This is a genomic window from Rhodanobacter sp. DHB23 (genome assembly GCF_014842975.1).
Taxonomy (GTDB): domain Bacteria; phylum Pseudomonadota; class Gammaproteobacteria; order Xanthomonadales; family Rhodanobacteraceae; genus Rhodanobacter_A.
On the sequence record NZ_JACYXK010000027.1, the window covers coordinates 70532 to 95543 of the forward strand.

General features: G+C 69.8%; 20 protein-coding genes. 12 read left to right on the forward strand and 8 right to left on the reverse strand.

Annotation, left to right across the window (positions count from 1 at the left end):
- Positions 1 to 67 precede the first annotated feature (67 nt).
- The gene (prfA, locus tag IHE47_RS10205) at positions 68 to 1147 is read left to right on the forward strand and encodes a peptide chain release factor 1 (RefSeq protein ID WP_192105790.1); all 1080 of its coding nucleotides are present in this window, start codon (positions 68 to 70) and stop codon (positions 1145 to 1147) included.
- 24 nt (positions 1148 to 1171) lie between these two features.
- On the opposite strand, the gene IHE47_RS10210 is transcribed toward prfA, so the two are convergent.
- Together IHE47_RS10210 and IHE47_RS10215 are read right to left on the reverse strand one after the other, a co-directional pair.
- Positions 1172 to 1495 carry a helix-turn-helix transcriptional regulator gene (locus tag IHE47_RS10210; RefSeq protein ID WP_192105791.1) on the reverse strand — a complete coding sequence of 108 codons (324 nt, stop codon included), beginning with the start codon at positions 1493 to 1495 and terminating at the stop codon, positions 1172 to 1174.
- Positions 1492 to 1854 carry a type II toxin-antitoxin system RelE/ParE family toxin gene (locus tag IHE47_RS10215; RefSeq protein ID WP_192105792.1) on the reverse strand — a complete coding sequence of 121 codons (363 nt, stop codon included), beginning with the start codon at positions 1852 to 1854 and terminating at the stop codon, positions 1492 to 1494. Before IHE47_RS10215 ends, IHE47_RS10210 begins: the two co-directional genes overlap by 4 nt.
- Before the next feature lie 130 nt (positions 1855 to 1984).
- On the opposite strand from IHE47_RS10215, the gene ppk2 reads away from it, so the two are divergent.
- On the forward strand, positions 1985 to 2749 hold the full coding sequence (ppk2, locus tag IHE47_RS10220; RefSeq protein ID WP_192105793.1) for a polyphosphate kinase 2: 765 nt from the start codon (positions 1985 to 1987) through the stop codon (positions 2747 to 2749).
- A gap of 12 nt (positions 2750 to 2761) precedes the next feature.
- On the opposite strand, the gene IHE47_RS10225 is transcribed toward ppk2, so the two are convergent.
- The 3 genes from IHE47_RS10225 to IHE47_RS10235 are packed head-to-tail and all read right to left on the reverse strand — an operon-like array spanning position 2762 to position 4817.
- On the reverse strand, positions 2762 to 3028 hold the full coding sequence (locus IHE47_RS10225; RefSeq protein ID WP_192105794.1) for an acylphosphatase: 267 nt from the start codon (positions 3026 to 3028) through the stop codon (positions 2762 to 2764).
- Positions 3028 to 3504 (reverse strand): TlpA disulfide reductase family protein, encoded by a 477-nt coding sequence (locus tag IHE47_RS10230; protein ID WP_192105795.1) that lies wholly within the window; start codon positions 3502 to 3504, stop codon positions 3028 to 3030. Before IHE47_RS10230 ends, IHE47_RS10225 begins: the two co-directional genes overlap by 1 nt.
- A complete protein-coding gene (locus tag IHE47_RS10235) occupies positions 3501 to 4817 on the reverse strand; it encodes a YihY family inner membrane protein (RefSeq protein WP_192105796.1) in 1317 nt (438 codons plus the stop codon). The genes IHE47_RS10230 and IHE47_RS10235 overlap by 4 nt, the downstream gene beginning before the upstream one ends.
- Before the next feature lie 63 nt (positions 4818 to 4880).
- Here IHE47_RS10235 and wrbA point away from each other — a divergent pair, with 63 nt between their 5' ends.
- Genes wrbA through IHE47_RS10250 form a run of 3 tightly spaced genes read left to right on the forward strand, consistent with a single transcriptional unit; the run spans position 4881 to position 6312 of the window.
- Positions 4881 to 5480: an NAD(P)H:quinone oxidoreductase gene (gene wrbA / locus IHE47_RS10240; RefSeq protein ID WP_192105797.1), complete on the forward strand. Its 600-nt coding sequence runs from the start codon at positions 4881 to 4883 to the stop codon at positions 5478 to 5480.
- A complete protein-coding gene (locus IHE47_RS10245; RefSeq protein ID WP_192105798.1) occupies positions 5477 to 5824 on the forward strand; it encodes a DUF2069 domain-containing protein in 348 nt (115 codons plus the stop codon). The genes wrbA and IHE47_RS10245 overlap by 4 nt, the downstream gene beginning before the upstream one ends.
- Positions 5825 to 5847: 23 nt before the next feature.
- The gene (locus tag IHE47_RS10250) at positions 5848 to 6312 is read left to right on the forward strand and encodes a cupin domain-containing protein (RefSeq protein WP_192105799.1); all 465 of its coding nucleotides are present in this window, start codon (positions 5848 to 5850) and stop codon (positions 6310 to 6312) included.
- 57 nt (positions 6313 to 6369) lie between these two features.
- On the opposite strand, the gene IHE47_RS10255 is transcribed toward IHE47_RS10250, so the two are convergent.
- Both IHE47_RS10255 and IHE47_RS10260 read right to left on the reverse strand, forming a co-directional pair.
- On the reverse strand, positions 6370 to 6939 hold the full coding sequence (locus tag IHE47_RS10255; RefSeq protein WP_192105800.1) for a hypothetical protein: 570 nt from the start codon (positions 6937 to 6939) through the stop codon (positions 6370 to 6372).
- 63 nt (positions 6940 to 7002) lie between these two features.
- Complete coding sequence (locus IHE47_RS10260; protein ID WP_192105801.1) at positions 7003 to 7848, reverse strand: SPFH domain-containing protein; 846 nt, start codon at positions 7846 to 7848, stop codon at positions 7003 to 7005.
- A gap of 467 nt (positions 7849 to 8315) precedes the next feature.
- On the opposite strand from IHE47_RS10260, the gene IHE47_RS10265 reads away from it, so the two are divergent.
- The 7 genes from IHE47_RS10265 (at position 8316) to IHE47_RS10295 (ending at position 24399) form a co-directional block, all read left to right on the forward strand.
- Positions 8316 to 10079, forward strand: a complete 1764-nt coding sequence (locus IHE47_RS10265; protein ID WP_192105802.1) for an outer membrane protein assembly factor — start codon at positions 8316 to 8318, stop codon at positions 10077 to 10079.
- Positions 10080 to 10290: 211 nt separating this feature from the next.
- Positions 10291 to 14034 (forward strand): translocation/assembly module TamB domain-containing protein, encoded by a 3744-nt coding sequence (locus IHE47_RS10270; protein ID WP_192105803.1) that lies wholly within the window; start codon positions 10291 to 10293, stop codon positions 14032 to 14034.
- Between the two features lie 148 nt (positions 14035 to 14182).
- Entirely contained in the window at positions 14183 to 15820 is a 1638-nt protein-coding gene (locus IHE47_RS10275; RefSeq protein WP_192105804.1) for a DUF3300 domain-containing protein, read from the forward strand.
- Positions 15821 to 15934: 114 nt separating this feature from the next.
- Positions 15935 to 18001 carry a M13 family metallopeptidase gene (locus IHE47_RS10280; RefSeq protein ID WP_192105805.1) on the forward strand — a complete coding sequence of 689 codons (2067 nt, stop codon included), beginning with the start codon at positions 15935 to 15937 and terminating at the stop codon, positions 17999 to 18001.
- 72 nt (positions 18002 to 18073) lie between these two features.
- Positions 18074 to 19684 (forward strand): sulfotransferase, encoded by a 1611-nt coding sequence (locus IHE47_RS10285; RefSeq protein ID WP_225561761.1) that lies wholly within the window; start codon positions 18074 to 18076, stop codon positions 19682 to 19684.
- An 88-nt stretch (positions 19685 to 19772) separates the two neighbouring features.
- On the forward strand, positions 19773 to 21104 hold the full coding sequence (locus tag IHE47_RS10290; RefSeq protein ID WP_192105806.1) for a hypothetical protein: 1332 nt from the start codon (positions 19773 to 19775) through the stop codon (positions 21102 to 21104).
- A gap of 295 nt (positions 21105 to 21399) precedes the next feature.
- Positions 21400 to 24399, forward strand: coding sequence for a diguanylate cyclase (locus tag IHE47_RS10295; RefSeq protein WP_343227468.1), 3000 nt, complete (start codon positions 21400 to 21402; stop codon positions 24397 to 24399).
- Between the two features lie 12 nt (positions 24400 to 24411).
- Here IHE47_RS10295 and IHE47_RS10300 read toward each other — a convergent pair whose 3' ends face one another.
- A complete protein-coding gene (locus IHE47_RS10300; RefSeq protein WP_225561762.1) occupies positions 24412 to 25011 on the reverse strand; it encodes a class I SAM-dependent methyltransferase in 600 nt (199 codons plus the stop codon).
- Position 25012 lies beyond the last annotated feature (1 nt).

Here is a 25012-nt window from a genome sequence, read left to right on the forward strand (position 1 = left end):
CGCTTCGATCGAAGCCCAAAGGCCATCGCGCACAGGGTGCGCTCCTACGCACGCAACCGACGATGCCATGACGCCATCCATCCGCCGCAAACTCGAAACCCTTGCCGAGCGCCACGAGGAAATCGGCCTGCTGCTGGCCCAGCCCGACGTGCTGGCCGACGGCACGCGTTTCCGCGAACTGTCGCGCGAATACGCGCAGCTGGAGCCGGTCGCCGCCGCCTTGCGCGAGCATGAATCCGCCACGCACGAGCTGGCCGATGCGCGCGCGATGCTGGGCGACCCCGAACTCGCCGCGATGGCCGCCGACGACGTCGCGCGGCTGGAAGCTCGCCTCGTCGAACTGGACGGCGAACTGCAGATCCTGCTGCTGCCTAAGGATCCGCGCGACGAGGCCAACCTCTACCTCGAAGTGCGCGCCGGCACCGGCGGCGACGAGGCGGCGATCTTCGCCGGCGACCTGTTTCGCATGTACGCGCGCTACGCCGAGCGCAAACGCTGGCAGGTGGAAATCCTCAGCGAGAGCCACGGCGAGCACGGCGGCTACAAGGAGATCGTGGCGCGCGTCGAAGGCAAGGGCGCGTACTCCCGGCTGAAGTTCGAATCGGGCACGCACCGCGTGCAGCGCGTGCCGGAAACCGAATCGCAGGGGCGCATCCACACCTCGGCCGCCACCGTGGCGATCCTGCCCGAGCTGGACGAGATCGAGGCCATCGCGATCAATCCCGCCGACCTCAAGATCGATACGTTCCGCGCCTCGGGCGCGGGCGGCCAGCACGTCAACAAGACCGACTCCGCGATCCGCATCACCCACCTCCCCACCGGCACGGTGGTGGAGTGCCAGGACGAGCGCAGCCAGCACAAGAACCGCGCCCGCGCGATGAGCCTGCTGCAGGCGCGCCTGCTGGACGAGGCGCAATCCAGGCAGACCGCGGCGCAGGCGCAGGAGCGCCGCCTGCAGGTGGGCTCGGGCGACCGCAGCCAGCGCATCCGCACCTACAACTTCCCGCAGGGCCGCATCACCGACCACCGCATCAACCTCACCCTGTACCGGCTGCCGGAAACCATGCAGGGCGACCTGGACGAGCTGGTCGACACGCTGACCCGCGAGAACCAGGCCGACCAGTTGCAGGCGCTGGGACAGGGTTGAAGCGCCTTGTCCTTTACCTTTGAATCAGGCCGCGAAAACCACTTCGACGTGCACCACATCGTCGGTTTGCCGCGCCGGGCCGACAACGATCTGGACCTGCCGACCCAGCCGTGTCAGGCATTCCATCAGCTTTGCTTCGCTTACACCGCGGAACTGGCCGCGCAGCACGTTGGACAGCTTCGGTTGCGGCATGCCAAGCACGGCAGCGGCCTCCTGCTGCGTCCAGCCGCGCGACTGGATGATTTCCCTGATCTTGGTGACAAGCCGCGCCTTCACCAGCATTTCGTCGGCGTCGGAATAGCCAAGATCGGCATAGGCGTTGGGACTGCCCTTCTCTGCATCGCTCATTTGTTTCCACCTTTCGCATGGGCCTCGGCGAGCTTCAACCGCTCCCGGATCAAGTCCATGTCCGGCTTCGGCGTGGCAATGCCGTGCGTCGACTTCTTCTGGAAGCAGTGCAGGACATACACCGCATCCTCGAACCGCACCGTGTAGACAGCTCGGTACGTGCCGTCGGCATCGCTCTCGACCACTTCCAGCACGCCGGCACTGCCGAAACCTTTGAGCGGCCTGGCCTGCTCATGCTTGTCGCCGGTCTGCGCGAGGTGCAGCGCATACCCGAAGGTATCCCGCACATCGTCCGGCATCGCCATCAAATCCTTCCTGGACGACGCGATCCATGCGAGCGGCCTGATGGCTGGTTCCATGCGCAAATTATATCTACATGAGTATAAAGCCACAACCACAGATGACGCCGTCTCCCGGCTCTTGTATCGAGCCGGTGTACCTGACGCCCGCAGGTATAGTCTGTCGAACACGACAACGGATAGGCCGGACATGGGCAAGCGCTACCGCGAGACCCTGGAGGAACTCCAGGTCGAACTGACCCGCCTGCAGCAGGGTCTGCGCAGCAGCGGCAAGCGGCTGCTGGTGATCTTCGAGGGACGCGACACCGCCGGCAAGGGCGGCACCATCAAGGCGATCAGCGAGCGGCTGGATACACGCGGCTGCCGCATCGTGGCGCTGCCCAAGCCCAGCGATGCCGAGGCCACGCAGTGGTACTTCCAGCGCTATGTCGCCCACCTGCCCAATGCCGGCGAGTTCGTGCTGTTCGACCGCAGCTGGTACAACCGCGCCGTGGTCGAGCCGGCGATGGGCTTCTGCGACAAGGCCCAGTACGAGGCCTTCATGCAGGCCGTGCCGGCTTTCGAGAAGCTGCTCGTCGACGACGGCATCATCCTGCTGAAGTACTGGCTGGCGGTGGACCAGGCCGAGCAGGAGCAGCGCTTCGCCGATCGCGCCAACGACCCGCTGAAGCGCTGGAAGCTGTCCCCGGTGGACCTGCAGGCACGGCACAAATATGCCGAGATGGGACGGCTGCGCGACACGATGATCGAACGCACGGACAGCGACCATGCTCCATGGTTCGTGGCCGACTTCAACGACCAGAAGCGCGGCCGCATCAACCTGATCCGGCACCTGCTGCAACAGGTGCCCGTGCACGACAAGGACACTGCGCCGGTGAAGCTGCACAGGTTGAAGGGCAAGCCGGGCAAGGAACACGTCACCAGGCAGGCCCGCCGGGTGCCGGATACCTACTAGCCGGTCCACCCGCTAGGCGATGCGGAACCCACTCGCTGCCTGTCCGGGCAACACCGTCCGCTCGACCGCATCCACCCGCGCCGCAGGCGGCCCCTGCCACAGCCAGCGCTCCAGCGCATCGAGCGCGGCGGCATCGCCGATGGCCAGCACTTCGACGCGACCGTCCGGCAGGTTGACCGCATGGCCCTCGATGCCCAGCGCCAAGGCCTGCTCGCGCGTGCCGGCGCGGAAGGACACGCCCTGCACGCGGCCGCGGACAAGGAAGCGCGCCGCCGGCATCACTTCGCCTTGTTGATCGCCGCATCCAGCCTGGCGGCGTCGATCGGGCCGAGGAAGTGCGCCGCCACCGTGCCATCCGGCGCGATCAGATAGGTGGTGGGCAGGCCGCGCGGCTCGTCGAAATCCTTGACCGGCTTGTCCAGCGTGACCTGCGCCACGGGATACACCACCGGGTGCCTGGCGAGGAAGGCCTTGATGTCGGCCGGGTCGCTGTCCTCGTAGGCGAGGCCGATGGCACGCACGCCCTTGTGCGTGGCCACGTAGCGCGAAAGCGCCGGCATCTCGGCGACGCACGGCACGCACCAGGTCGCCCAGAAATTCACGATCACCCAGTGCCCGCGCTCGGCGGCCAGGTCGTAGGGCTTGCCGTCCATCGTGGTGACGCGGATGGCTGGGTGCGAGGGCATCGCGGCACGCGCCGTGCCGGCCAGTGCGAGCGGGAATAGCAGTGCCGCAAGCCAGACATGCCGTTTCATGGTGCAGGTTCCTTTGGATGGGGAGGTGTCGCGGGAAACGCCTGCAACAGCGATGTCCCCAGGGTCGCGCGCAGCGTGGCCGCAAGCTCGTCGAGCATCGCCAGCAATTCCCGTGGCAATGGCAGGTTCAATGCTTCCGCCTCCTGCGTCGGCTGCAGGGGCAGGCGATAGCTGGCGTGCTGGTATACGCGCAGCAGGTCGGCGCTGTCCAGGCTGCGGCTGAGCAGCCAGCCGCCCGTTTCGCCGCGCTGGATCAGGCCTGCGCGCAACAGGTCGTCGAAATAGGTCGCGGCCAGCGCGCTGCGCAGGCGCGGCTCGCTGGCGCAGACCGACGCGGGATCCACGCTTTCGCCGCGCCGCTGCGCATCCACGAAATGCCTGAGCACCAGCATCAGGCCGAGGAACTCCGCGCCTTCCGGCAGCCGCTCGGCGGGCGGCTCGTATTCGTACGCCGAGATCGAGGCGGCGATCGAGGCACCGAGTATCACGATGATCCACGACAGGTAGATCCACACCAGGAAGATCGGGATCGCCGCCAGCGCCTTGCCGTAGATCTGCTGGTAGGTGTGCGCCCCGTGCACGAACAGGCGGAAGCCCCAGCGCGCGAACTCGAACAGGACCGCGGCGACCAGCGCGCCCGCGGTGGCGTCGCGCCGCGACACGCGGCGGTTCGGCACCAGCACATACATCAGCCACAGCGACACGAAGGTGGCCACGAACGGCACCGCGCGCAGCGCATGCGCGCCCAGGCCGGGCGATGCGGCGGCAGGCGCTCCCTGCAGCAGCGTCCCTGACGACGCGGCGACCGTGGCCGTCCCCTGCAGGAACGGCTGCGCACTGAGGTAGGAACTGGCCGCGATGCCGCCGCCCACCAGCACCGGCCCCAGCGTCAGCGCCGCCCAGTACAACAGCAGGCGCGCGGGCCAGCTGCGCGGCCGCTGCACGCGCCAGATGCGGTTCAGGCGGTCCTCGATGCTGACCATCATCGAGATCGCGCTGAACAGCATCATCAGGATGCTGATGCCGGTGAGCTGGCTCGCGTTGCCGGCGAAGCCCTGCAGCGCGTCCTGGATGTGGTGGCCCGCCGCCGGCACGAAGTTGCGGAACACGAAGTCCAGCAGCAGGTCGCGCGACTGCGCGAACACCGGGAACGCCGCGAACATCGCCAGCGCCGCCACCATCAGCGGCACCAGCGACACCAGCGTGGTGTAGGACAGCGCGCCGGCGGTCTCGAAGCACTTGTCGTCGACGAAGCGCTGCCACAGGAAGTGGCCGAAACTCTGCGTGCGGTCGCGGTCGAAGCGCAGTTTCATGAAAGCTCGCCAGGCTCGCGGATATCGCCCGTACACTAGCGCATCACGCAGGAGCCCACACGCATGAACGACGTCCTCGTCCTCTACTACAGCCGCACCGGCCACACCGCGCAGCTGGCGCGGCTGATCGCCCGCGGCATCGAGGAGGTGCCCGGCATGCGCGCGCGCCTGCGCCAGGTGCCGCCGGTGGCGCCCGTCACCGAGACCGCGCAGCCGCCCGTGCCCGACGAAGGCGCGCCCTACGTGACCAGGCAGGACCTCGTGGAATGCAGCGGCCTTGCGCTGGGCAGCCCCACCCGCTTCGGCAACATGGCCGCGCCGCTCAAGCACTTCCTCGACTCGACCGGCGCCGAGTGGGCCAGCGGCACGCTGGCCGGCAAGCCCGCCGCGCTGTTCACCTCCACCAGCACCATGCACGGCGGCCAGGAATCCACCCTGCTGACGATGGCGCTGCCCTTGCTCCATCACGGCATGCTGCTGGTGGGCATCCCGTACACCGAGCCCGCGCTCAGCGCCACGCAGACCGGCGGCTCGCCCTACGGCGCCAGCCACGTCGCCGGCGGCAAGGGCGAGAATGCCATCAGCGAGCACGAGCGCGAACTGGCCCGCGCCCTGGGCCGCCGCCTCGCCGACACCGCGCGCAGGCTGGCCGCCGGCGCATGAGCGCGGCCGCCCTGCCCATCGAGCAAAAGCTCGGCCTCGCCGCATGGGCCGCCCTTGCCGCGCTGCAAGCGCTCTGGCACGGCTGGCTGCTGCCGCCGCAGGGCATGCCGGTGGCGCTGGTGCTCATGCTCACGCTGGTCCCGCTGCTGCTGCCGCTGGCCGCCTTGCGCAACCCGCGCCGCGCCCTGCTCTGGGTCGGCATCCTCGCGCTGTTCTATTTCTGCCACGGCGTGGCCGAGGCGTGGAGCGCGCCGGTCGAACGCACGCTCGCCGCAATCGAAATCGCGCTCACGCTGCTGCTGATCGGCACGCTGGGCGCGGGCGTGCGGCGACCGCGCCGCTGACACCAGACCCCCGGGAGACCCGCATGCCGCATCCTGCCTTGCTGACCGCCGCCGACATCGAAGCCATGGAGGCGGTAGCGCGCCCCCACCCGCTGAACCCGAATGCGCTGCGCCTGCGCAAGTCGCTGGGCGACGCCACCGGGCTCACCCAGCTGGGCGTGCACCGCATCGAGCTGCCGCCCGGCCGCGATTCCAGCGAATACCACCGCCACCTCTACGAGGAAGAATTCGTCTGCGTGCTCGCCGGGCGCGGACGCGCCCTGCTCGACGAACAGGCCCACGACATCGGCCCCGGCGACTTCCTCGGCTTCGCGCGCAACGGGCCCGCCCACGTCATCACCAATACCGGCGATGCGCCGCTGGTGCTGCTGGTCGCCGGCCAGCGGCTGGAGCAGGACGTCTGCGACTACCCGCACCGCCGCAAGCGCCTGTACGTGCGCGGCGAACAGGGCGACCTGGTGGACTTCGACGCGATCCAGCCGGACTGACCGAGGTACGGCATCGCACGACCCACGCTTGAGTTGCCGCGCAACGGAAGCGGGGGATCACGCCATCGCGACAGCCGACAGCACCTCGGCACGCCGCGCCAACAACGCCTCCATGCCCGACTGCGCAAGGATCGCGGCCACCCCGGCGGTCGCCGTGGCCGGATCGGGCAGCCCGGCCACCGCATCGAGCGCCGACTTCGCCGCCAGCACCAGGTCGCCGTCCACCGCCGCCAGGCGTTCGAGCGCATCGCGCTCGTTGACGTGCCGCTGCATCACCCGGTCCATTTCCGGCACCGGCGCGGTGCGCACCTTCGTCTCCAGCGACTCGATGCCCTGCTGCGCACGCTGCAGGCCCTGCGCCGTGGCCACGGCCGCGGCATCGGGGAACGGGTGCTCGCGCGTCGGCGCAGGCAGGCGCTCGCGCCGCCAGTCCCGCTCCAGTCCCGCCAGGTGCGCGCGCATCGCGGCGAGCATCTCGCTGACCTTGCCGCGTATCAGCAGGTCGTCCGCGCGCAGCTGGTTCTCCTTGCGGTAGAAGTTGTAGCCCCAGCCGTAGAACAGGTTCGACAGCACCTGCCTGGCCGGACCGGCCGTCTCGATCGGATTTTCCGTTGTCTTCAATTCCATCGTGCCATCTCCAATCCGGTGGACGAACCGCATCCGCAAGGACGCGGTTCGCATGGACGGCCATCACGCCTTCGGCAGCGTCACCGATGCGTGCCCATCGGGCACGGGATACGTGCCCATCGTGGCGCCGCCGATCGAGAACGGCGCGCCCACCGCCATGTTCGGCGCGGAGACCAGGCCACGCTCGGCCATCTTCAACGCCGTGTAGTAGCGCACCGCCTCGACCTCGCTCAGGCCGAACGCGCGCAGCGAGATCAGTTCGCGCATGCGGTCGTCCTTGGGCAGGATCAGCACCTTGGCGTCGTTCAGGGTGATGCCGAACACCGAGAGGAAGGCACTCATGTGCTCCTTCAGCAACTCGACCACCTCGTGGATGTGCTCGTTGATCTTCTCCATCGGGGTGACCTGCACGACCTGGTTGATCGCCTGCTCCACTACCGGGGCCGCGTAGGCAGCGACTTCGTCGGCCTTGATGTAGTGACCGCTGAACGGCATGTGCGTGGTGAGCTTGAGCGCGTCGTCCTTGCTGTCGACGTGGATGTAGTAGTCGACCTGGTACACCATCTCGGCCATCTCCGCCGAGGTGGCCACGCCGCTGGCGCGCACCAGCAGCTTGGCGCGGTTCACGTACAGCACCTCGTACTGCCACGGCGAACTGCCGCCGAAGAAGCCGGTGACGAAGCCGCCCACCAGCGGCTTGTCGGGCGTCTGGATCGGGTATTGCCCGGTGTCGTAGACGCCGAGCACCGCACCGCGCGACTTGAGCACGGCGAAATGGTTCGCCTCCACCGTCAGCAGGCTGCCCGAGATGATGCTCGCGTCCGGGTAGTGGTAGGCCAGTACGTCCGGCCCCATGATGTCGGTGCCGTTGTCCTGCAGGGTCGAGATCACTTGCCGCGTCAGTGCCATGGTCATTCCCTCGTGCTGTGGATGGTGTGCGCCTGTCCCTGGCCTGGTCACTGCTGCGCTGGATCGACCCGGCGATTCCGACAATACGCGTCGCCGATTATGCGGTAGCGTGCGGCGCAAGTTCTTGGCACTTGCGCCTCGGCAAGCTGCCTTGCTTTCCTGGCCTGGCCAGCTCTCCAGACCGGGGCGCCGCCGGCCGATGCCGCGCGCAAAGCGGCGGCTGGCGCATGAACGCCAATGCGCTGCCGGTCGAGCAGGAACCGGCCTCGTCGCGTAGCCAGGCCCGCCGTACCGAAACCGGCGCGGCATGGTCGACTACCGCTGCCGGGAAGCATGCGGGCAATACTGGCGAGACGGCATCGGAACCACCGGCGGCGCCCTTCCCGATGCGGCCTGCATCGACACAACCGGCACGCCACTTCGCTAAGCTGTCCCCCGACCAGATCATCGAGGACGGATCCCCGCGCATGCGTCGCACCACCCTGTTCGCATTGCCGCTCTTGCTGTTCGCGACACTCGCGCAGGCCGGCGTGCAACTGCTGGTGCGTGGCGTGGACGAGCCGCTGCAGCAGGCGATCAGCGCATCGACGGGACTGTCGCAGTACGCGCGCAGCGAGGTGAGCGATGCGCAGGTGCGCCGCCTGTACGCGCAGGCGCCGGCGCAGGCGAAGGCGGCGCTGGAACCCTACGGCTACTACGAAGCGGACGTCACGGCGCAACTGCAGCAGGTCGGCAAGGACTGGAAGGTGACGCTGGACGTGCGCCCCGGCGAGCCGGTGAAGGTCGCTTCGGTGGAGGTGCAATTGGACGCCGAGGCACTCGCGCTGCCCTCGATCCGCCGCGCGCGCGCCGCGCTGACGCGCATGCGCGGCAAGCAGCTGGACGACGCCACTTACGATGCCGCGCGCGATGCGCTGTCTGCCGCGCTCACCGCGAACGGCTTCCTCGACGCGAAACTGCTGACGCACCGCGTGGAAGTGGACACGGCGCGGCGCAGCGCGGCGATCCGGCTGGCATGGCAGGTGGGCCGGCGCTATCGCTACGGCGCGGTGCATTTCGAGGGATCGCAGTTCAAGGAGGGTTTCCTGGAACGCTACGTGCCGTTCAAGCCCGGCGATTACTTCGACCAGGACCAGCTGCTGCAACTGCAGCAGGCGCTGAACGGCGCGGACTACTTCGCGGTGGTCAACGTGCTGCCGCAGGTCGACGGGAAGGCCGACGGCAAGGTCGACATCGCGGTGGAACTGGTGCCGGCGAAGCGCACGATCTACACCGGCGGCCCGTTCATCGGCACCGACACCGGCCTGGGCGTGCGCGGCGGCCTGGAGCGGCGCTGGGTGAACCGCAGCGGCCACAAGTGGAAGAACGAGCTGGTGCTGGCGCAGCGCCTGAAGACGCTGTCGACGCTGTACTCCATCCCGATGCCCGGCGACGACCAGCGCAGCTTCAACTTCGGCGCCAACTACCGCGACGCGAACACCGACACCTCGCAGTCGCGCACGCTGGAGCTGGTCGCCAACGAGACGCGGCTGTGGCATGGCTGGACGCGCACCGTGGGCCTGCACGCACTGTCCGGCACCTTCACCGTGGGCAAGCGCAGCGACGAGCCGGACGACACGCCCGGCATCGAGCACGGCAGCAGCACGCTGGTGTTCGCCGAGGCTTCGCTGTCGCGCAAGCAGGCGGACAACTACGACTTCGTGCATGACGGCTGGTCGCTGAATTTCGCGGCGCGCAGCACGGCGGGCGACCTGCTCTCCTCCGCCAGCTTCAGCCAGCTCACCGCCGACGCGAAATGGATCCATGCGTTCGGCGCGAAAAGGCGCGACCGGCTGATCCTGCGCGGCAGCGCCGGCAAGACCTGGACCGACGACTTCGCCGCGCTGCCGCCGCAACTGCGTTTCTTCGCCGGCGGCGACCGCTCGGTGCGCGGCTACGGCTTCCAGTCCATCGGCCCCGAGAACGGTTACGGGCGCGTGATCGGCGGCAACAACCTGCTGGTCGCCAGCGCCGAGGTGGAGCACTACTTCACCCGCAACTGGGGCATCGCCAGCTTCCTCGACGCGGGCAACGCCTTCGATGCCGTCGACTACCGGCCGAAACTCGGCACCGGCATCGGCCTGCGCTGGCGCTCGCCGGTGGGCATGATCCGGGTGGACCTGGGCACGCCCATCCACGATGCGCAGCGCCATGGCGTGGTGCTGCACCTGGTGATCGGGCCGGACCTGTGAACGGGCTCCCTGGCGCCCGCTCACAGGCGGCCACGGATGGCCGCACGCGCATCGGCCGCGTTGCGGCCGATGCGGCGGAGCCGGCTCCGTGCAACGGACCCGGCGAGTCGAAAGCGGGCAGGACAGCCCGTTTTCGACATGGGCAAGGCTTCGCTTCCGGTTTCGGGACACGACAACCGCGCATGTGCAAATTACGGAGGCAGTCGGTTTCATGAAGTGGCTGAAACGCCTCGCCATCGCCATCGCGATCCTGCTGCTGGCAGCGGCCACCACGCTGTGGTGGCTGCTGGACACCGGCGCCGGGCTGCGCTTCGCCCTGACGCGCGCGCAATCGGCCACGCACGGCGCGCTGCAGTGGAGGCAGGCGCAAGGCGCACTGCTCGGCCCGCTGCAACTCGACGGGCTGCGCTACGACGACGGCAACGGCACGCGGATCGACGTGGCGCACGCACGCCTCGACCTGCGCTTCTGGCCGCTGCTGGCGCGCCGCCTGCACGTGCGCGAGCTCGACGCCGAGGGCGTGACCGTGGCGCTGCCGAAGAGCGACAACGCCAGCGAAAACCCCGGCGGCTTCTCGCTGCAGCCGCCCATCGACCTGCGGCTGGACCGCGCCCACGTCGGCACGGTGCAGGTGAGCCAGGCCGGCCAGCCCGTGTTCGCCTCCGACAGCCTCGATCTCGCGGGAAGCTGGACGAAAACCGGCATCGCCATCGACACCTTGAAGCTGCGCGCGCCGGATGGGCACGTCGACCTCGAAGGCCGGCTCGCCCTCGCCAGCGGGCAGCGCGGCAACGGCAAGGCCGACTTCGCATGGCAGCTGGGCGACACCCGCTACGCCGGCCAGGTCGACGCCCACGGCGATGGCCGGCAGGCGCGACTGGAACTGCAGCTCGCGCAGCCCATGGCGGCGCACCTGCAACTCGACCTGGGGCAGGACGCCAACCACGACTGGAAGGCTGCACTGGTTGCGCCACGCTTCGACCCCAGGCCGCTGCTCGGCGACAGCGCGCCGGCATCCCTGGCGCTGTCCGTGCAGGGCCACGGCGACCGCCACGGCGGCGAGCTCGACGGCACGCTGGACCTGGACCAATACCGCGTCCTGCTGCAACCCCTGCGCGCCAGCCTCGGCGACGACGGCAAGACGCTCGTGCTGCAGCAGCTCGCACTGGCCTCGCCGCAGGTCAAGGGCGCGCTGTCCGCCAGCGGCAGGCTGCGGCTCGATGCAAAACCGCTGGGCGGCCAACTGGCGATCCAGTGGAGCGACCTGCAACTGCCCGCCGAGCTGGCTGGCCAGCCGCTGGCCAGCACCGGCAAGCTCGAAGCGGACGGCAACGCCGAACGCTTCCACGCCAGCGGCGAGGTCGCCATCGGGCCGCCCGGCAAGCCCACGCAACTGACCCTGGACCTCGACGGCACGCCGCAGGCCATCGCCCTGCATCCGCTTGCCCTGCGGCAGGCGCAGGGCCAGTTGCAGGCGCAAGGCACACTGCAGCTGCAACCCGTGCCGGCTTGGCAGGTCCATGCCACGGCCACGCGTTTCGATCCCGGCCAGTTGTTCGCGGGCTGGAACGGCGCGCTGGATCTCGCGCTCGACAGCCAGGGCACGCTGGCGAAGACCGGTCCCGACGCCACGCTGGAACTCAAGCAACTGGGCGGGCGCCTGCGCGACCGCAGCGTCGGCGGCACGGCCAGGCTGCACCTGTCCCCGGACCGGGTGGTCGACGGGCAGCTCAAGCTTTCCTCCGGCGGCAGCACGGTGCAACTCGATGCCAGGCCGGGCCAAGGCAACGACGCCACCCTCAAGCTCGCCATCGCCTCGCTGGGCGACTGGCTGCCTGGCGCCGCTGGGCATCTGGATGGTCAGTTCGCCATCCGCGGCCTGTGGCCGCGGCTTTCCGTCAACGGGCACCTGGACGGCAGCGCGCTGGCCTGGCAGCAGCAACGCGTGGACACGTTGCAACTCGTCGCCGGCATTCCCGACATCAGCCACCCGGCAGGCAAGCTGGAACTGGCGACGGCGGGCTCGCACATCGGCGGCCTGCTGTTCCAGCGCATCCACCTGCTGGCCGAGGGCAGCCAGGGCGACCACCGGCTGGCGCTGGAGGCGCACGGCAGCCAGGTTTCCGGCACGCTGGCCCTGCATGGCGCGCTGAAGAACGATGCGTGGACCGGCACGCTGTCCACGCTGGACCTCGAACCGCAGGGCCTGCCCGGCTGGCGCCTGCAGAACCCCAGCCAGTTGGCCTGGCGCGACGGCGCCTTCAGCCTCGGCGAGCTGTGCCTCACGGCAGGCGATCCGCAGCTGTGCGCCAGTGCCAGGCAGGACAAGGCCGGCAACCTCGACGCCAGCTACCGGCTGCGCGCGCTGCCGCTGGCGCTGCTGCTCAATGCCACCGGCGAGTCCGGCCTGCCGGTACGCGTGGACGGCAACCTGCAAGGCGACGGCCAGTTGCGCCGCAGCGCGGCCGGTGCGCTCAGCGGCCATGCCGACATCGGCTCCTCCCGCGGCAGCATCACCTGGACCGGGCATGCCGACGCACCGTTGCTGAGCTACGACGACTTCGCACTGGATGCCCGGCTCGCCCCCGACAGCCAGCGCATCGCCCTGCACGCCGCGCTCGACCACGGCGGACGTCTGGACGGCCAGATGAGCCTGACCGGCAAGCAGCAGTCGCTGGCCGGGCAACTCGACCTGCGCCTCGACAGCCTCGCCTTCGTCGAGCTGTTCGGCGACGCGCTGGCGAACGTGCGCGGGCAGGCCAGCGGCAGCTTCCGTCTCGGCGGCACGCTGGCGCAGCCGGCCATCAGCGGCGATGCCACCCTGGCCGACTTCGCGGCCGAGGTTCCGGCCGCGGGCCTGAAACTCGCGCAGGGACGGTTGACCGCAAGCGCCATCGACGCGCACAGCCTGCGCGTCGATGGCAGCGTGCAGTCCGGCACGGGCACGCTCGCGGTGAACGGCGTCGCCGGCCTCGGCGGCGACGTCGCCACCGACATCGCGATCAAGGGCAGCCGGTTCACCGCCGCCGACATCCCGGCCGCCAGGGTCGTGATCACGCCCGACCTGCGCCTGCAGCGCAACGCGCAAGGGCTGGACCTCGGCGGCACGGTGTCGCTGGACAGCGCCGACGTGAACCTCGACAGGCTGCCCGGCGCGGGCGCCAGCAAGGCCTCGCCCGACGTGGTGGTGGTCGACCGTCCGCCGCCCGAGCCGGGCAGCAGCTTGCCGTTCACCGCCACGGTGAAGGTGGACCTGGGCAGCAAGACGCACCTCGCCGGCATGGGCCTGGACGGCCGCCTCGGCGGCGTGCTCACGGTGAACGAACGCCCCGGCCGCGCCACCACCGGCCAGGGCCAGGTCACGGTAAGCGGCACCTACAAGGCCTACGGCCAGAACCTGGCGATCCAGAGCGGCAAGCTGCTGTTCGCCAGCACGCCGATCGACAACCCGGGCCTGGACATCCGCGCGATCCGCAAGCTCAACCCCAACGCCACCGTCGACGAGGGCCAGGAAGTGGGCCTGCAGATTTCCGGCACCGCGCAGCGCCCGGTGCTCACCGTGTTCTCCAATCCGCTGATGGAGCAGTCCGATGCGCTCTCCTACCTGGTCACCGGCAAGCCGCTGTCGCAGGTGAAGGGTGGCGAGGGCGACATGCTGGGCGCCGCCGCGCAGGCGCTTGGCTCGGCGGCGGGCAACCTGCTGGCGAAGAGCATCGGCTCGAAGATCGGCGTGGACGACATCGGCGTCTCCAGCAACGAGGCGCTGGGCGGCAATTCCGCGTTCACCGTGGGCAAGTACCTCTCGCCACGGCTCTACCTCAGCTACGGCGTAGGTCTTTTCGAACCCGGCCAGGTCGTCACGCTGCGCTACCGGCTCAACCATCGCTGGAATTTCGAGGCGCAGAGCGCCACCGACTTCAATCGCGCCAGTTTCAACTACCGCTACGAGCGCTGAATCCGCGCGCAAGAAAATTCACGCATCGTCCGTACTTGCCGAATCGCGCATGACCGGCGTACCGCGTGTCACCGTCGTCGTGCCATGCTCATGGCGATAATCGCCGCACCGTTTCCGTTCCGTCGTCACCCACCATGGAGTGCCTCCGATGATCGACCGAGCCTTTCCCCGCAACGCCGCCTGCACGTTGCTGTGCGCCGGCGTGGTGATGCTGGCCGGCTGCAACAAGGCCGCCGATTCGCAGGCCGCGAACCCGGCCGCCGCCGGCAGCGCACCCGCCACCACCGGCACCAGCGCGCAGCAGTCCGCACCCTATACGCCGCCTTCCGCCGACCAGCTGTACCAGATGGTGGCGCCGATCGCCCTATTCCCCGACAAGCTGGTGGCGCAGGTGCTGGCCGGCTCGACCTACCCCGACCAGATCACCGCCGCCGACAACATGCTGCGGCAGCAGCCCAACCTGACTGGCGCGGCGCTGACCGCTGCGGTGAATCCGCAACCCTGGGATCCCAGCGTGAAGGGCCTGACGCAGTTCCCCTCCGTGCTGGACCAGATGGCGCAGAACATCCCGTGGACGACCGCGCTGGGCGAGGCCTACGTCAACGACCCGTCCGACGTGATGAACGCCATCCAGGTGATGCGCCAGCGCGCGCAGAGCAACGGCAGCCTGCGCAGCTCGGCGCAGATGCAGGTGGTCAGCCAGGCCCAGGCCGCGCCGGCCGACGAACAGGTGGTCGACGAAGGCGGGGCGCAGCCCGCGTACGACGGCCCCGCCGAGGTGCCACCGCCACCGCAGACCATCGAGATCCTGCCGGCGCAGCCCGACACGGTGTACGTACCGCAATACGACCCCGAAACCGTGTACGGCGAACCGGTCGCGGCCTACCCCGGCTACACCTATGCCCAGCCCGCCGGCTACAGCACCGGCCAGATCGTCGCGACCGGCGCCATCGCCTTCGGCGTGGGCATCGTGGTGGGCGCGCTGCTCGAGCACCACCACGACAACGGCCCCGCCCCGGCCCCGAATCCCGGCTGGGGCTGGAACAGCTGGGGCATGAACTGGGGCAGGCACGGCGGCGGCCCGCAAGGCCAGGGCGGCGGCTGGCAGCGCCCGGCGGTGGTGCACAACAACAGCGTCTATGTCTCGCGCTCCACCACCATCGTCAACCGCTACGTCACCAACAACATCAACAACAGCCGCACGGTCAACTACACCAACAGCAACAACCGCACGGTCAACAACAGCACGGTCGACAACCGCTACGCCGGCAATGGCGCGGCCGATGGCCGCGCACCCGCGGCAGCCGCGCAAAGGCCCGCCACGCAACCCATGACCATGCCGCACTTCGGCACGCCGGTGCGTGGCGCCGAACCTGCGCGATTCGGGCAGGCGCGCACCGGCGCCCCTGCCCAACCGGTACCGCGCGCCGCCGGGGAGCCGCGCACGGCGGCAGCTCCTCGCCCCGCCGAAGCGCCGCGCGCAGCCGCAGTGCCGCGCCCAGTCGAGGCACCGCGTGAAGCCGCACGTCCCGAAGCCGCGCGTCCGGCCCCGCAGCCACAGCCCATGCGCCAGGCACCGCGTCCTGCCCCCGCCCAGGCCGCCGCACCGCGGCCGATGGAACAGCCGCGGGAGATGGAACGCGCGCCGGAGGCGGCCGCGCCGCGGCCGGAAGCCAGGCCCCAGCCGGCGCCCGCCCCGGCCGCCCGTCCTGCGCCCGCCGAGCAGCACCCGGCCGCCAAGCCCGCGCACGCGCCGCCGAAGAAGCACGACGACGAGCACCACTGACGGCGCGGCCGGTCCCGGGAGCGCACGCGTGCTGCGCTCCCGGCCTTCCGGCACCTGCAACAGCACCTGCATGGGGTTATCGTGCTCGCCTCCCAAGACAGCGAGGTGGCACCCATGCAACGTACCCGATGGATCCTGGCCGCGGCGATCGCCGCCGCGCTCTGCGGCACGCCCGCCCTTGCCGCCACGCCCGCCGCGCACGACCCCGACATCGGCATCGACCTCGCCGGCATCGACCACTCCGTGCAGCCCGGCGACGAATTCTTCGACTACGCCAACGGCAATTGGCTGAAGACCGCGCAGATCCCCGCCGACCGCTCCAGCACCGGCACCTTCCTGAAGATCTTCGAGCTCACCGAGCAGCACACCGCCGACCTGATCAGGAATGCCGGCGCCAGCCACCCCGCCGCCGGCAGCAACGCGCGCAAGATCGCCGACTACTACGCGGCGTACATGGATGAGGCCGCGATCGGGCAGCACGGCCTCGCGCCGCTGAAGGGCGAACTCGCCGCCATCGACGCCATCGCCTCGAAGGACGACCTTGCCCGCGTGCTGGGTAGCCGCCTGCGCGCCGACGTGGATCCGATCAACGCCACCAACTTCCACACCGAGAACCTGTTCGGCCTGTTCGTGACGCAGGGGCTGGAAGATCCCTCGCACACCGTCGCCTACCTGCTGCAGGGCGGCCTGGCCATGCCCAGCCGCGACTACTACCTCGCCGACGATCCGAACATGGCGGCGTTCCGCAGCCAGTACCGCACCTACGTGGTGGCGCTGCTGAAGCAGGCCGGCATCGCCGACGCGGAGGCCAAGGCCGCCACGGTGATAGCCCTGGAAACCAGGATTGCCAAGGCGCAGGAAAGCCTGGTCGACAGCCAGGACGTGCACAAGGCGAACAACCTGTGGAGCATGGCCGACTTCGCGCAGAAGGCGCCGGGCCTGGACTGGGCCGCCTACTTCAAGGCCGCCGGCCTGGGCGGGCAGCAGCAGATCGACGCATGGCAGTCCGGCGCCATCAGCGGCCTCGCCGCGCTGGTCGGCAGCGAACCGCTGGACGCGTGGAAGACCCTGCTCACCTTCCACACGCTGGACAGCGCCGCGCCGCTGCTGCCCAAGGCCTATGCCGACCTCCACTTCGGTTTCTACGGCCACACCCTGCAGGGCACGCCGCAGCAGCAGCCGCGCTGGAAGCTCGCGGTGGGCGCCACCAATACCGACCTCGGCGACGCGGTGGGCCAGCTCTACGTGCAGAAGTATTTCCCCGCCTCCTCCAAGGCCGAAGTGCAGCGGCTGGTGAAGAACCTGATCGCCGCCTTCGACGAGCGCCTCGACACGCTGAGCTGGATGACCCCGGCCACGCGCGCCAAGGCCAAGGAGAAGCTGGTCACGCTGAAGGTGGGCGTGGGCTACCCCGAACACTGGCGCGACTACGCCAACCTGCAGGTCAGCGCCGACGACCCGCTGGGCAACCACCTGCGCGCGGAGCAGCATGAATACGCACACCAGCTCGCCAAGCTGGGCCAGCCGGTGGACCGCGGCGAGTGGTGGATGACGCCGCAGACGGTGAACGCGGTGAACCTGCCGCTGCAGAACGCGCTGAACTTCCCCGCCGCGATCCTGCAGGCGCCGTTCTTCGATCCGAAGGCCGACGCCGCCGCCAACTACGGCGCGATCGGCGCCATCATCGGCCACGAGATCAGCCACAGCTTCGACAACACCGGCGCCGACTTCGACGCGCAGGGCAAGATGGAAAACTGGTGGACGCCCGCCGACGAGGCGCACTTCAAGAGCGCCACCGCGCAACTGGCCAGGCAGTTCGACCAGTACGAGGCGCTGCCCGGCCTGCACGTCAGCGGCGAGCAGACGCTGGGCGAGGACATCGCCGACGTTTCCGGCCTCACCATCGCCTACCTCGCGTACCACAAGTCGCTGGGCGGCAAGCCCGCGCCGGTGATCGACGGGCTCAGCGGCGACCAGCGCTTCTTCCTGGCCTTCGGCCAGGCCTGGCGCTCGAAGATCCGCGACGCCGCCCAGCGCCAGCGCCTCGCCATCGACGTGCATGCCCCCGCCGAGTTCCGTGCGCTCACCGTGCGCAACCTCGACGCGTGGTATTCGGCGTTCAACGTGCAGCCCGGACAGAAGCTGTACCTCGCGCCCGACCAGCGCGTGAAGATCTGGTAAGCGCCACCCGCCGCGTCTGGACCACGGAAAAACCGCGCCCGGAAAGGCGCGGTTTTTTCCATAATGGCGGACATGCAAAACACCAAGCCGATTCCGCCCGCGCTGCGCAAACTGCTGGACGACGCCCGGCGTGCCCATGCCCGCGGCGACCACGCGCACGCCGGCCAGCTCGCCGCGCACGCCACGCAGATGGATGCCGGCTGCGCCGAGGCGCACCACCTCGCCGGGCTGGCCTGCCTGGACACCGGCCAGCTGGGCCGCGCGCTGGAGCACCTGAACCGCGCCGTGGCGATCGAGACCGAGAACGCCGAATACGCCACGCACTTCGCGCGCGCGCTGGCGATGTCCGGCCGCCGCGGCCATGCCCTGCAGGTCGCCAACATCGCCTACGCGCTGACGCCCACCGACCCGCTGACGCTGGACGCGCTGGGCGGCGTCTACATGCAATGCAACGCCCACGAGCGCGCCAGCGCCATGTTCCGCCGCGCAGTGGCCGCGCTGCCGGACCACGCAATGTGCCGCTTCAATGCCGCGGTGACCGTCACCTTCACCGGCAACCTCGCCGTCGCCGAGGCGCACTTCGACGCCTGCATCGAGCGCATGCCGACCTGCTGGCAGGCCTACGGGCTGCGCTCGCGCCTGCGCCTGCAGACGGCGGACGACAACCACGTCGAGGCCCTGCGCACGCTGCTGGCCCGGCATCCCGCCGAGGTCGACGCGCAGATCCACCTGCACAGCGCGCTCGCCAAGGAATGCGAGGACCTCGGCGACTACGCCGCCGCCTTCGAGCACATGCGCCTGGGCAAGGCCGCCGCACGCACGCGGGTGGACTACCGGCCCGAGCAGGACCGCGCGCTGGTCGATGCGCTGATCGCGGCGTTCCCGGGCCCCGTGGCCACCGACTCCGGCTACGGCAGCGACGAGCCCATCTTCGTCGTGGGCATGCCGCGCTCCGGCACCACGCTGGTGGAGCGCGTCCTGTCCAGCCACCCGGACGTGTATTCCGCCGGCGAGCTGATGGATTTCGGCATGCAGCTCTGCCGCCTCGCGCCCGCGGGCGCGCCGGCCAGGCTCGGCCCGGAGCTGGTCGCGCAGTCGCACCGCTACGACTGGCACCAGCTCGGCCTGCGCTACGTGGACGCCACCCGTCCGCAGACGACGCTCAAGCCGCGCTTCATTGACAAGCTGCCGCACAACTTCCTCAACCTCGGCATGATCGCCAAGGCGCTGCCGAAGGCGAAGATCGTCTGCCTGCGCCGCCATCCGCTGGACACTTGCCTCAGCAATTTCCGCGAAGCCTTCGCGGAAGACTCCGCCTTCCACGGCTACAGCTTCGACCTGCTCGATATCGGCCGCTTCTACATCCAGTTCGACCGCCTGATGGCGCACTGGGACACCGTGCTGCCCGGCCGCATCCTGCAGCTGGACTACGAGACCCTGGTGGCCGAGCAGGAAGCCACCACCCGCCGGCTGCTCGCCCACTGCGGGCTGGAATGGCACGACGCCTGCCTGGCCTTCCAGCGCAACACCTCCGCCGTCGCCACCGCCAGCACCGCGCAGGTGCGCGAAGGCATGCATCGCCGCGCCGTGGGGCGCTGGCAGAAATTCCGCCCGTGGCTGGGGCCGCTGGAGGAGTTGCTGCGCGACGCGGGCATCGATACCTCGACGGCAGCGCGGAGTTGAAGGGCGGACGCGCGCAACGGCAGGACCAGGCAAACCGTCGCTAGGTAGCCCTATCGGCGGGTGTTTCCAGATCACGGAGCCAGGAAACATGCGGATCCCACGGTATTCGATGCCATTCTGCGCCGCAGCGCTGTCCCTGGTGATTCTCTTTCCGCGCGCGATCCATGCCGAACAACGGGCCAGTGGCCAATGGGGGTTCGGGCGAAACGATCCATACGGCATCATCGATGCCATGGCGGCAGGCGACGTCGACAAGCTCCAGGCGCTCGGCAGGGAGGGGCTTCCGCCACCAGCGGACGACCTGGCGAAAGCCGCCTACTACCGGAGCATTTTCCGGCTCGACTCCTCGAGCGAATACGCCAGGCGATGCTCCAGTTTCGCGGGTGACGCAAGGAAGCCCAGGCCGCCTTCGGCGGACATATGCAGTGCATTGCTGTCGGGCAACGCCGCCATGCAGGGCGACATGGCGGCCTGGGCCAGCCTCCTGTGGGATACGGCGGACCCCGGGACGCCCCCGCCATTCGATCCCGGCGCCTATGGAAACACGCCCCGTAGCGCGATCTCCCCTGCAGCAGCCGAGCATGTCGTGCCCAACCTCTGGCGGGACGATCCGGCACCCGCTGCCGGCCAGGGGAACATGCGGGACGTGCCCCTGAGCGCCCGGCGGCCATTTGCCATCGGTATCACCCTGAACGGCGTGCGGACCATCGCGATACTCGACACTGGAACGAATCTTTCCGTCATCCGCCCCGAGGTCGCGAAGTCGGCAAAAGTCCGCATCAATCCCGCCGCATTCGGATCGATCTCGACCAGCTACGACACCAAGGGCGACATCGATTCGCCCCGGATCCATCTCGGCACGGCGGACTCCCTCGACATCGCCGACCGGAATGGGGCCGTGGCAGCGGCAGGCAGGCACATTCCCGCCGTCGTCACGGGCAACGTGAATCTCGTTGGCACGCAATTGCTGGAAGCGTTGGGAGCCGTCCTGCTGGAAGAAGACCAGCTCGTCATCCACCCTGCGAACGTGCGGTGCGGGCAACCCCTGCACATTGCATCCAGGGCGGCCGGCGAATTCCTGCTTGCGCTACCGCTCAAGATCAACGGCAAGGTACGGAATGCGGCTTTCGATACCGGGAACAGCGAATACCTCACCGGCACGGGCGTGGCGTCGCATGGCCCCGATGCGACGGCCGTCCGCTCCTACGACTACCACACGATCAACGGTGAAAGGCACGCCAGCTATTACGTGGAAACCGTGACGCTCGGAGACGGAAAGACCAGGATACCCGCGAGGATCGTCCCGGACGATCGCGCGCCATACCCTTATGTCGCCGGCCTTCCGTTTCTCCGGGATCACGATGTGTACATCGATTTCCAGAAGCGCCTCGCATGCGTTTTCACGAAACACGCCAGGTGATGTCCTCCGCGAAGCCCTGTACGCCTGCATGCCGATACTGCGGGACCAGGCAAACCGTCGCCGGATTTCGCCGGCGGCGCCTGGCTGGCGACGCACGGAACGGCGGCGATGCACGGAACGCAGGACCAGCCAACGTCATCGCGCCACGCGCCCAGTCGCGCCTCGCGCGGCGGCGCTGTGGCCAACCAGCCCGATGCTATCCTGCCCGCACTGCGCCGGCCTGCACCTGCGGCCGCGCGCAGGCTCGGACGGGTGATCGGCGGGGGATCGATTGGGCTGGCTTGCGCGACTGACCGTGGCGGCACTGCTGGCGCTGGGCGTGCCGACCGCGGCGAATGCGCAACAGGCGGCGGCGCTCGACCTGTTCGACCTCGGCGCGCCGTCGTTCACCACCTTCACCACGCGCGACGGCCTGCCCGACCCCGTCACCGTGACCACGCAGACCGACCGGCAGGGCGTCACCTGGGTGGGCACGCCGCACGGCCTGGCCTGGTACGACGGCCGCCGCTGGCAGGCGCTGGACGATCCCGCGCTGGGCGGCTACATCCAGCAACTGTTCGTGGACGACCACGGCACGTTGTGGGCCTGCGGCAGCGCCTTCGGGCTGGCGCGATACGACGGCACGCAGTGGCACGTCGACGGGGACGCGGACGGGCTGACCACGCGCGACGTGCGGCGCCTGGTCGAAACCGACGGAACGGACGGCAGGCGCCTGTGGGCCGTGAGCCCCGACGCCGGCCTGTTCTACCGCGCACAGGGCCGCTGGCATGCGGCCACGGGCAATGCGCAACTGCCGCATGCCGGCTTCCTCGTGCTGGCGCAGACCCGCGGCCTGTCCGGCCATCCGCGCCTGTGGGCCGGCTCGGTCAGGGACGGCCTGTGGTACCGCGAAGGCGACGGCCCCTGGGAACACTTCGGCGCACCCAGCTTCGATGCCGGCCACGGGCTGTCGTACCTGCTCGTCACGCACGCGCATGGCGGGGAAGCCCTGTGGCTGTCGTCCTACGACACCGGCCTCTGGCGCCTCGACGCGCACGGCCTGCGCCACTGGAGCCTGGCCTCGGGCGAGCTGCCGACCAACATCATCTACGACATGGCGGAGACGCCGATCGCGGGCGGCGACTCCGCCGTGTGGGCCTCCTCGCGCGACGGCCTGCTGCGCGTCTACCACGACCGCGTGCAGGTGTTCGACCGCCGCTACGGTCTGCCGTCGGACGCGGTGCGCGGGGTGCGCGCCTGGCGCAGCCCCGGCGGCACCTACGTGCTGTGGGTCGCCACCGAGGACGGCCTGGCCCGCGCCGTGATGGACGGTGGCGCATGGAAAACCGTGTCCCTGCTGGGCGCGCACCAGACCGGCGTGCTCGGCGTGCTGCTGGATCGCGACGCGCAGGGCAACGAGCGGCTGTGGGTCGGTTCCGACGGCGACGGACTGGGCCTCTACCAGCAGCACCGCTGGCACTACTACGACAAGGCCTCCGGATCATTGCCCGGCGACGACGTGAACATGATCGTGCGCGCCGACGACGCGCAAGGCCGGCCGGCGGTCTGGCTGGGCACGGACGACGGCCAGCTGCTGCGCGTGGACGACGGACCGCTGTTCCACCCGGTGGACACGCCGTGGCCGAAGACATCCGGCCAGCACGTCAACGACATGCTCGGCCGCCGCATCGACGGCAAGCCGGAGCAATGGTTCGCCACCGACGACTCCGGGACCTATCGCCTGCGCGACGGCAAGTGGGCGTCTTTCCGCCCGGCCGGCGCCACCGGCAATTGGTCGGTGCGCAAGCTGCTGGCGCAGACCACCGCCGGCGGCGGCCAATGGCTGTGGGCCACCAGCGACCAGGGACTGGCGCGCTTCGACGGCACGCAGTGGACACTGTTCGGGCGCGAGATCGGCCTGCCCGGCACCGACCTGATCGGCATGCAGCTGATCCCCGATGCCCGCGGCCGCCCCGTCCTGTGGCTGGGCAGCCGCCGCCACGGCGCCATCCGCGTGGATATCGGCGACCCGCTGCATCCGCACGCCCTGCCGCAGGATCTGCCGCCGCCGCCCGACCTCACCACCGACGGCGGCTTGGCCGACGCCAGCGGCCGCATCTACCTGTGCACCGACTCCGGCGTGCAGCTGCTCACGCCGGAGTCGGGCGGTTTCCGCTCGCAGGTGTTCACGGTGCGCGACGGCATGGTCAACAACGAGTGCAATCCCGATGCGCAGTTCATCGACGCGCACGACCGCTACTGGACCGGCACCCTGGGCGGGCTGATCGTGCACGACCCGGCACTGCGCAGGCCCGACCACGACGCCAAGCCGCTGATGCTGGTCGACGTGCGCGTGGACGAACGTCCCGTGCATGGCAGGCCCGTCGTCGTGCCGCCGGGACAGCACGAGCTGCGCGTCGACTTCGCCCTGCTCTCGTGGCAGCGCGAGAGCGAGTCGCGCTTCCGCACCTGGCTGGAAGGCTTCGGCGCGGAGCCCGGCCCGTGGACGGAGGACAACTTCCGCGACATCGGCGCACTGCCCCATGGCCGTTACGTGCTGCACATCGAAGGCCGCGACTACGCCGGCAACCTCAGCCGGACCATCCTGCTGCCGATCGTGGTGATGCCGCACTGGTGGCAGCGGCCAGCGGCGCTGGCGCTGTTCGCCGTGCTGGCGCTTGCCGCACTCTATGGCCTGCTGCGCTGGCGCACGCTGGCGCTGCGCAGACGGCAGCACGCGCTGGAACGGCGCATCGACGCGCGCACCGAGGAGCTCAACAAGGCCAACCGGCAACTGCAGGAGCTCGCCCGGCGCGACGGGCTGACCGGCCTGTTCAACCGGCGCTGGCTGATGGAGGCGCTGCGACCCGGCCCCGGCGGCCTGCGCAGGCAGCGCAGCGTGCAGACCGCGCTGGTCTTCATCGACGTGGACGACTTCAAGACCTACAACGACCGCTACGGCCACCTCGCCGGCGACCACGCGCTGCGCATCGTGGCCGAGACCCTGCTCAAATTCGCGCCCGCCGACGCCGTGGTCGCCCGCTACGGCGGCGAGGAGTTCGCCTGCCTGCTGTTCGACACCAGCCTGGGCGCGGCCCACGCGATCGCCGAGCGCATGCGCGCCGCCGTGGCCAACCGCGACGCGGCCGCCCACGGCGAAGCCGTGCGCCGCATCACCATCAGTGCCGGCGTGGCCTGCCAGCAACTGCTGCCGGACGACGATGCCGAGGACCTGCTGCGCGAGGCCGACGAGGCGCTGTACGCCGCCAAGCGCGCCGGCCGCAACTGCGTGCGCGACGCCGCGCACGAGTTGTGACCGCATGGCGGCTCAGCGCCGCTTGCGCCACAGGCTCACGCGCCGCCCCACGGCCAACGGCTGCCAACCGAAGTGCCCCGCCACCCAGCGCAGCGAGGCCTCGGAATGGAACCCCACGTGCGTGGGGTCGCGGTGGTAATGCCAGCGCGGGAAGTCCGCCCGCGGCGGTCGCAACTCGGTCATCAGGCCCAGCAGGCCGCTGGGCGCGAGCAGCGCGTCGATGCGCGCGAGATCGCGCAACGGCGCGTGCATGTGTTCCAGCACTTCGCTGCAGGTGACGAAGTCGTAGCGCGCGGCCAGCGGCGCTTCGTCGGAAGCGAAGAACGGGTCGTAGCCCAGCGTGGGGAAGCCCGCCTCGCCCAGCATCGCCGCCAGCGCCGGCGCCGCGCCGCAACCGTAGTCGAGCCCACGCGCGCCGGGCGCGAGCCGCGCCATCAGCGGTTCGGCCAGCTGCGCGAGGAAGCGGCGGTAGCCGGGATCGCCGATGCGGTTGTCGTGCGTGCCGTAGTAGGCGCGCTCGGCCGCGGCATCCAGCCAGGTCGACGGATCGCGGCTGACCAGGTCGCAGCGCGGACAATGCCGGTAGGCGCCCGTGGTTTCGCGCCAGGCCATG

What these genes read in the sequence shown, in the direction of transcription:
- IHE47_RS10270 (WP_192105803.1), top strand. Translation starts at nt 10,291, where the DNA reads ATGAAGTGGCTGAAACGCCTCGCCATCGCCATCGCGATCCTGCTGCTG.
- IHE47_RS10280 (WP_192105805.1), top strand. Translation starts at nt 15,935, where the DNA reads ATGCAACGTACCCGATGGATCCTGGCCGCGGCGATCGCCGCCGCGCTC.
- IHE47_RS10275 (WP_192105804.1), top strand. Translation starts at nt 14,183, where the DNA reads ATGATCGACCGAGCCTTTCCCCGCAACGCCGCCTGCACGTTGCTGTGC.
- IHE47_RS10300 (WP_225561762.1), bottom strand. Translation starts at nt 25,011, where the DNA reads ATGGCCTGGCGCGAAACCACGGGCGCCTACCGGCATTGTCCGCGCTGC.
- IHE47_RS10265 (WP_192105802.1), top strand. Translation starts at nt 8,316, where the DNA reads ATGCGTCGCACCACCCTGTTCGCATTGCCGCTCTTGCTGTTCGCGACA.
- IHE47_RS10255 (WP_192105800.1), bottom strand. Translation starts at nt 6,939, where the DNA reads ATGGAATTGAAGACAACGGAAAATCCGATCGAGACGGCCGGTCCGGCC.
- IHE47_RS10230 (WP_192105795.1), bottom strand. Translation starts at nt 3,504, where the DNA reads ATGAAACGGCATGTCTGGCTTGCGGCACTGCTATTCCCGCTCGCACTG.
- prfA (WP_192105790.1), top strand. Translation starts at nt 68, where the DNA reads ATGACGCCATCCATCCGCCGCAAACTCGAAACCCTTGCCGAGCGCCAC.
- IHE47_RS10235 (WP_192105796.1), bottom strand. Translation starts at nt 4,817, where the DNA reads ATGAAACTGCGCTTCGACCGCGACCGCACGCAGAGTTTCGGCCACTTC.
- wrbA (WP_192105797.1), top strand. Translation starts at nt 4,881, where the DNA reads ATGAACGACGTCCTCGTCCTCTACTACAGCCGCACCGGCCACACCGCG.
- IHE47_RS10225 (WP_192105794.1), bottom strand. Translation starts at nt 3,028, where the DNA reads ATGCCGGCGGCGCGCTTCCTTGTCCGCGGCCGCGTGCAGGGCGTGTCC.
- IHE47_RS10285 (WP_225561761.1), top strand. Translation starts at nt 18,074, where the DNA reads ATGCAAAACACCAAGCCGATTCCGCCCGCGCTGCGCAAACTGCTGGAC.
- IHE47_RS10245 (WP_192105798.1), top strand. Translation starts at nt 5,477, where the DNA reads ATGAGCGCGGCCGCCCTGCCCATCGAGCAAAAGCTCGGCCTCGCCGCA.
- IHE47_RS10215 (WP_192105792.1), bottom strand. Translation starts at nt 1,854, where the DNA reads ATGGAACCAGCCATCAGGCCGCTCGCATGGATCGCGTCGTCCAGGAAG.
- ppk2 (WP_192105793.1), top strand. Translation starts at nt 1,985, where the DNA reads ATGGGCAAGCGCTACCGCGAGACCCTGGAGGAACTCCAGGTCGAACTG.
- IHE47_RS10290 (WP_192105806.1), top strand. Translation starts at nt 19,773, where the DNA reads ATGCGGATCCCACGGTATTCGATGCCATTCTGCGCCGCAGCGCTGTCC.
- IHE47_RS10250 (WP_192105799.1), top strand. Translation starts at nt 5,848, where the DNA reads ATGCCGCATCCTGCCTTGCTGACCGCCGCCGACATCGAAGCCATGGAG.
- IHE47_RS10210 (WP_192105791.1), bottom strand. Translation starts at nt 1,495, where the DNA reads ATGAGCGATGCAGAGAAGGGCAGTCCCAACGCCTATGCCGATCTTGGC.
- IHE47_RS10260 (WP_192105801.1), bottom strand. Translation starts at nt 7,848, where the DNA reads ATGGCACTGACGCGGCAAGTGATCTCGACCCTGCAGGACAACGGCACC.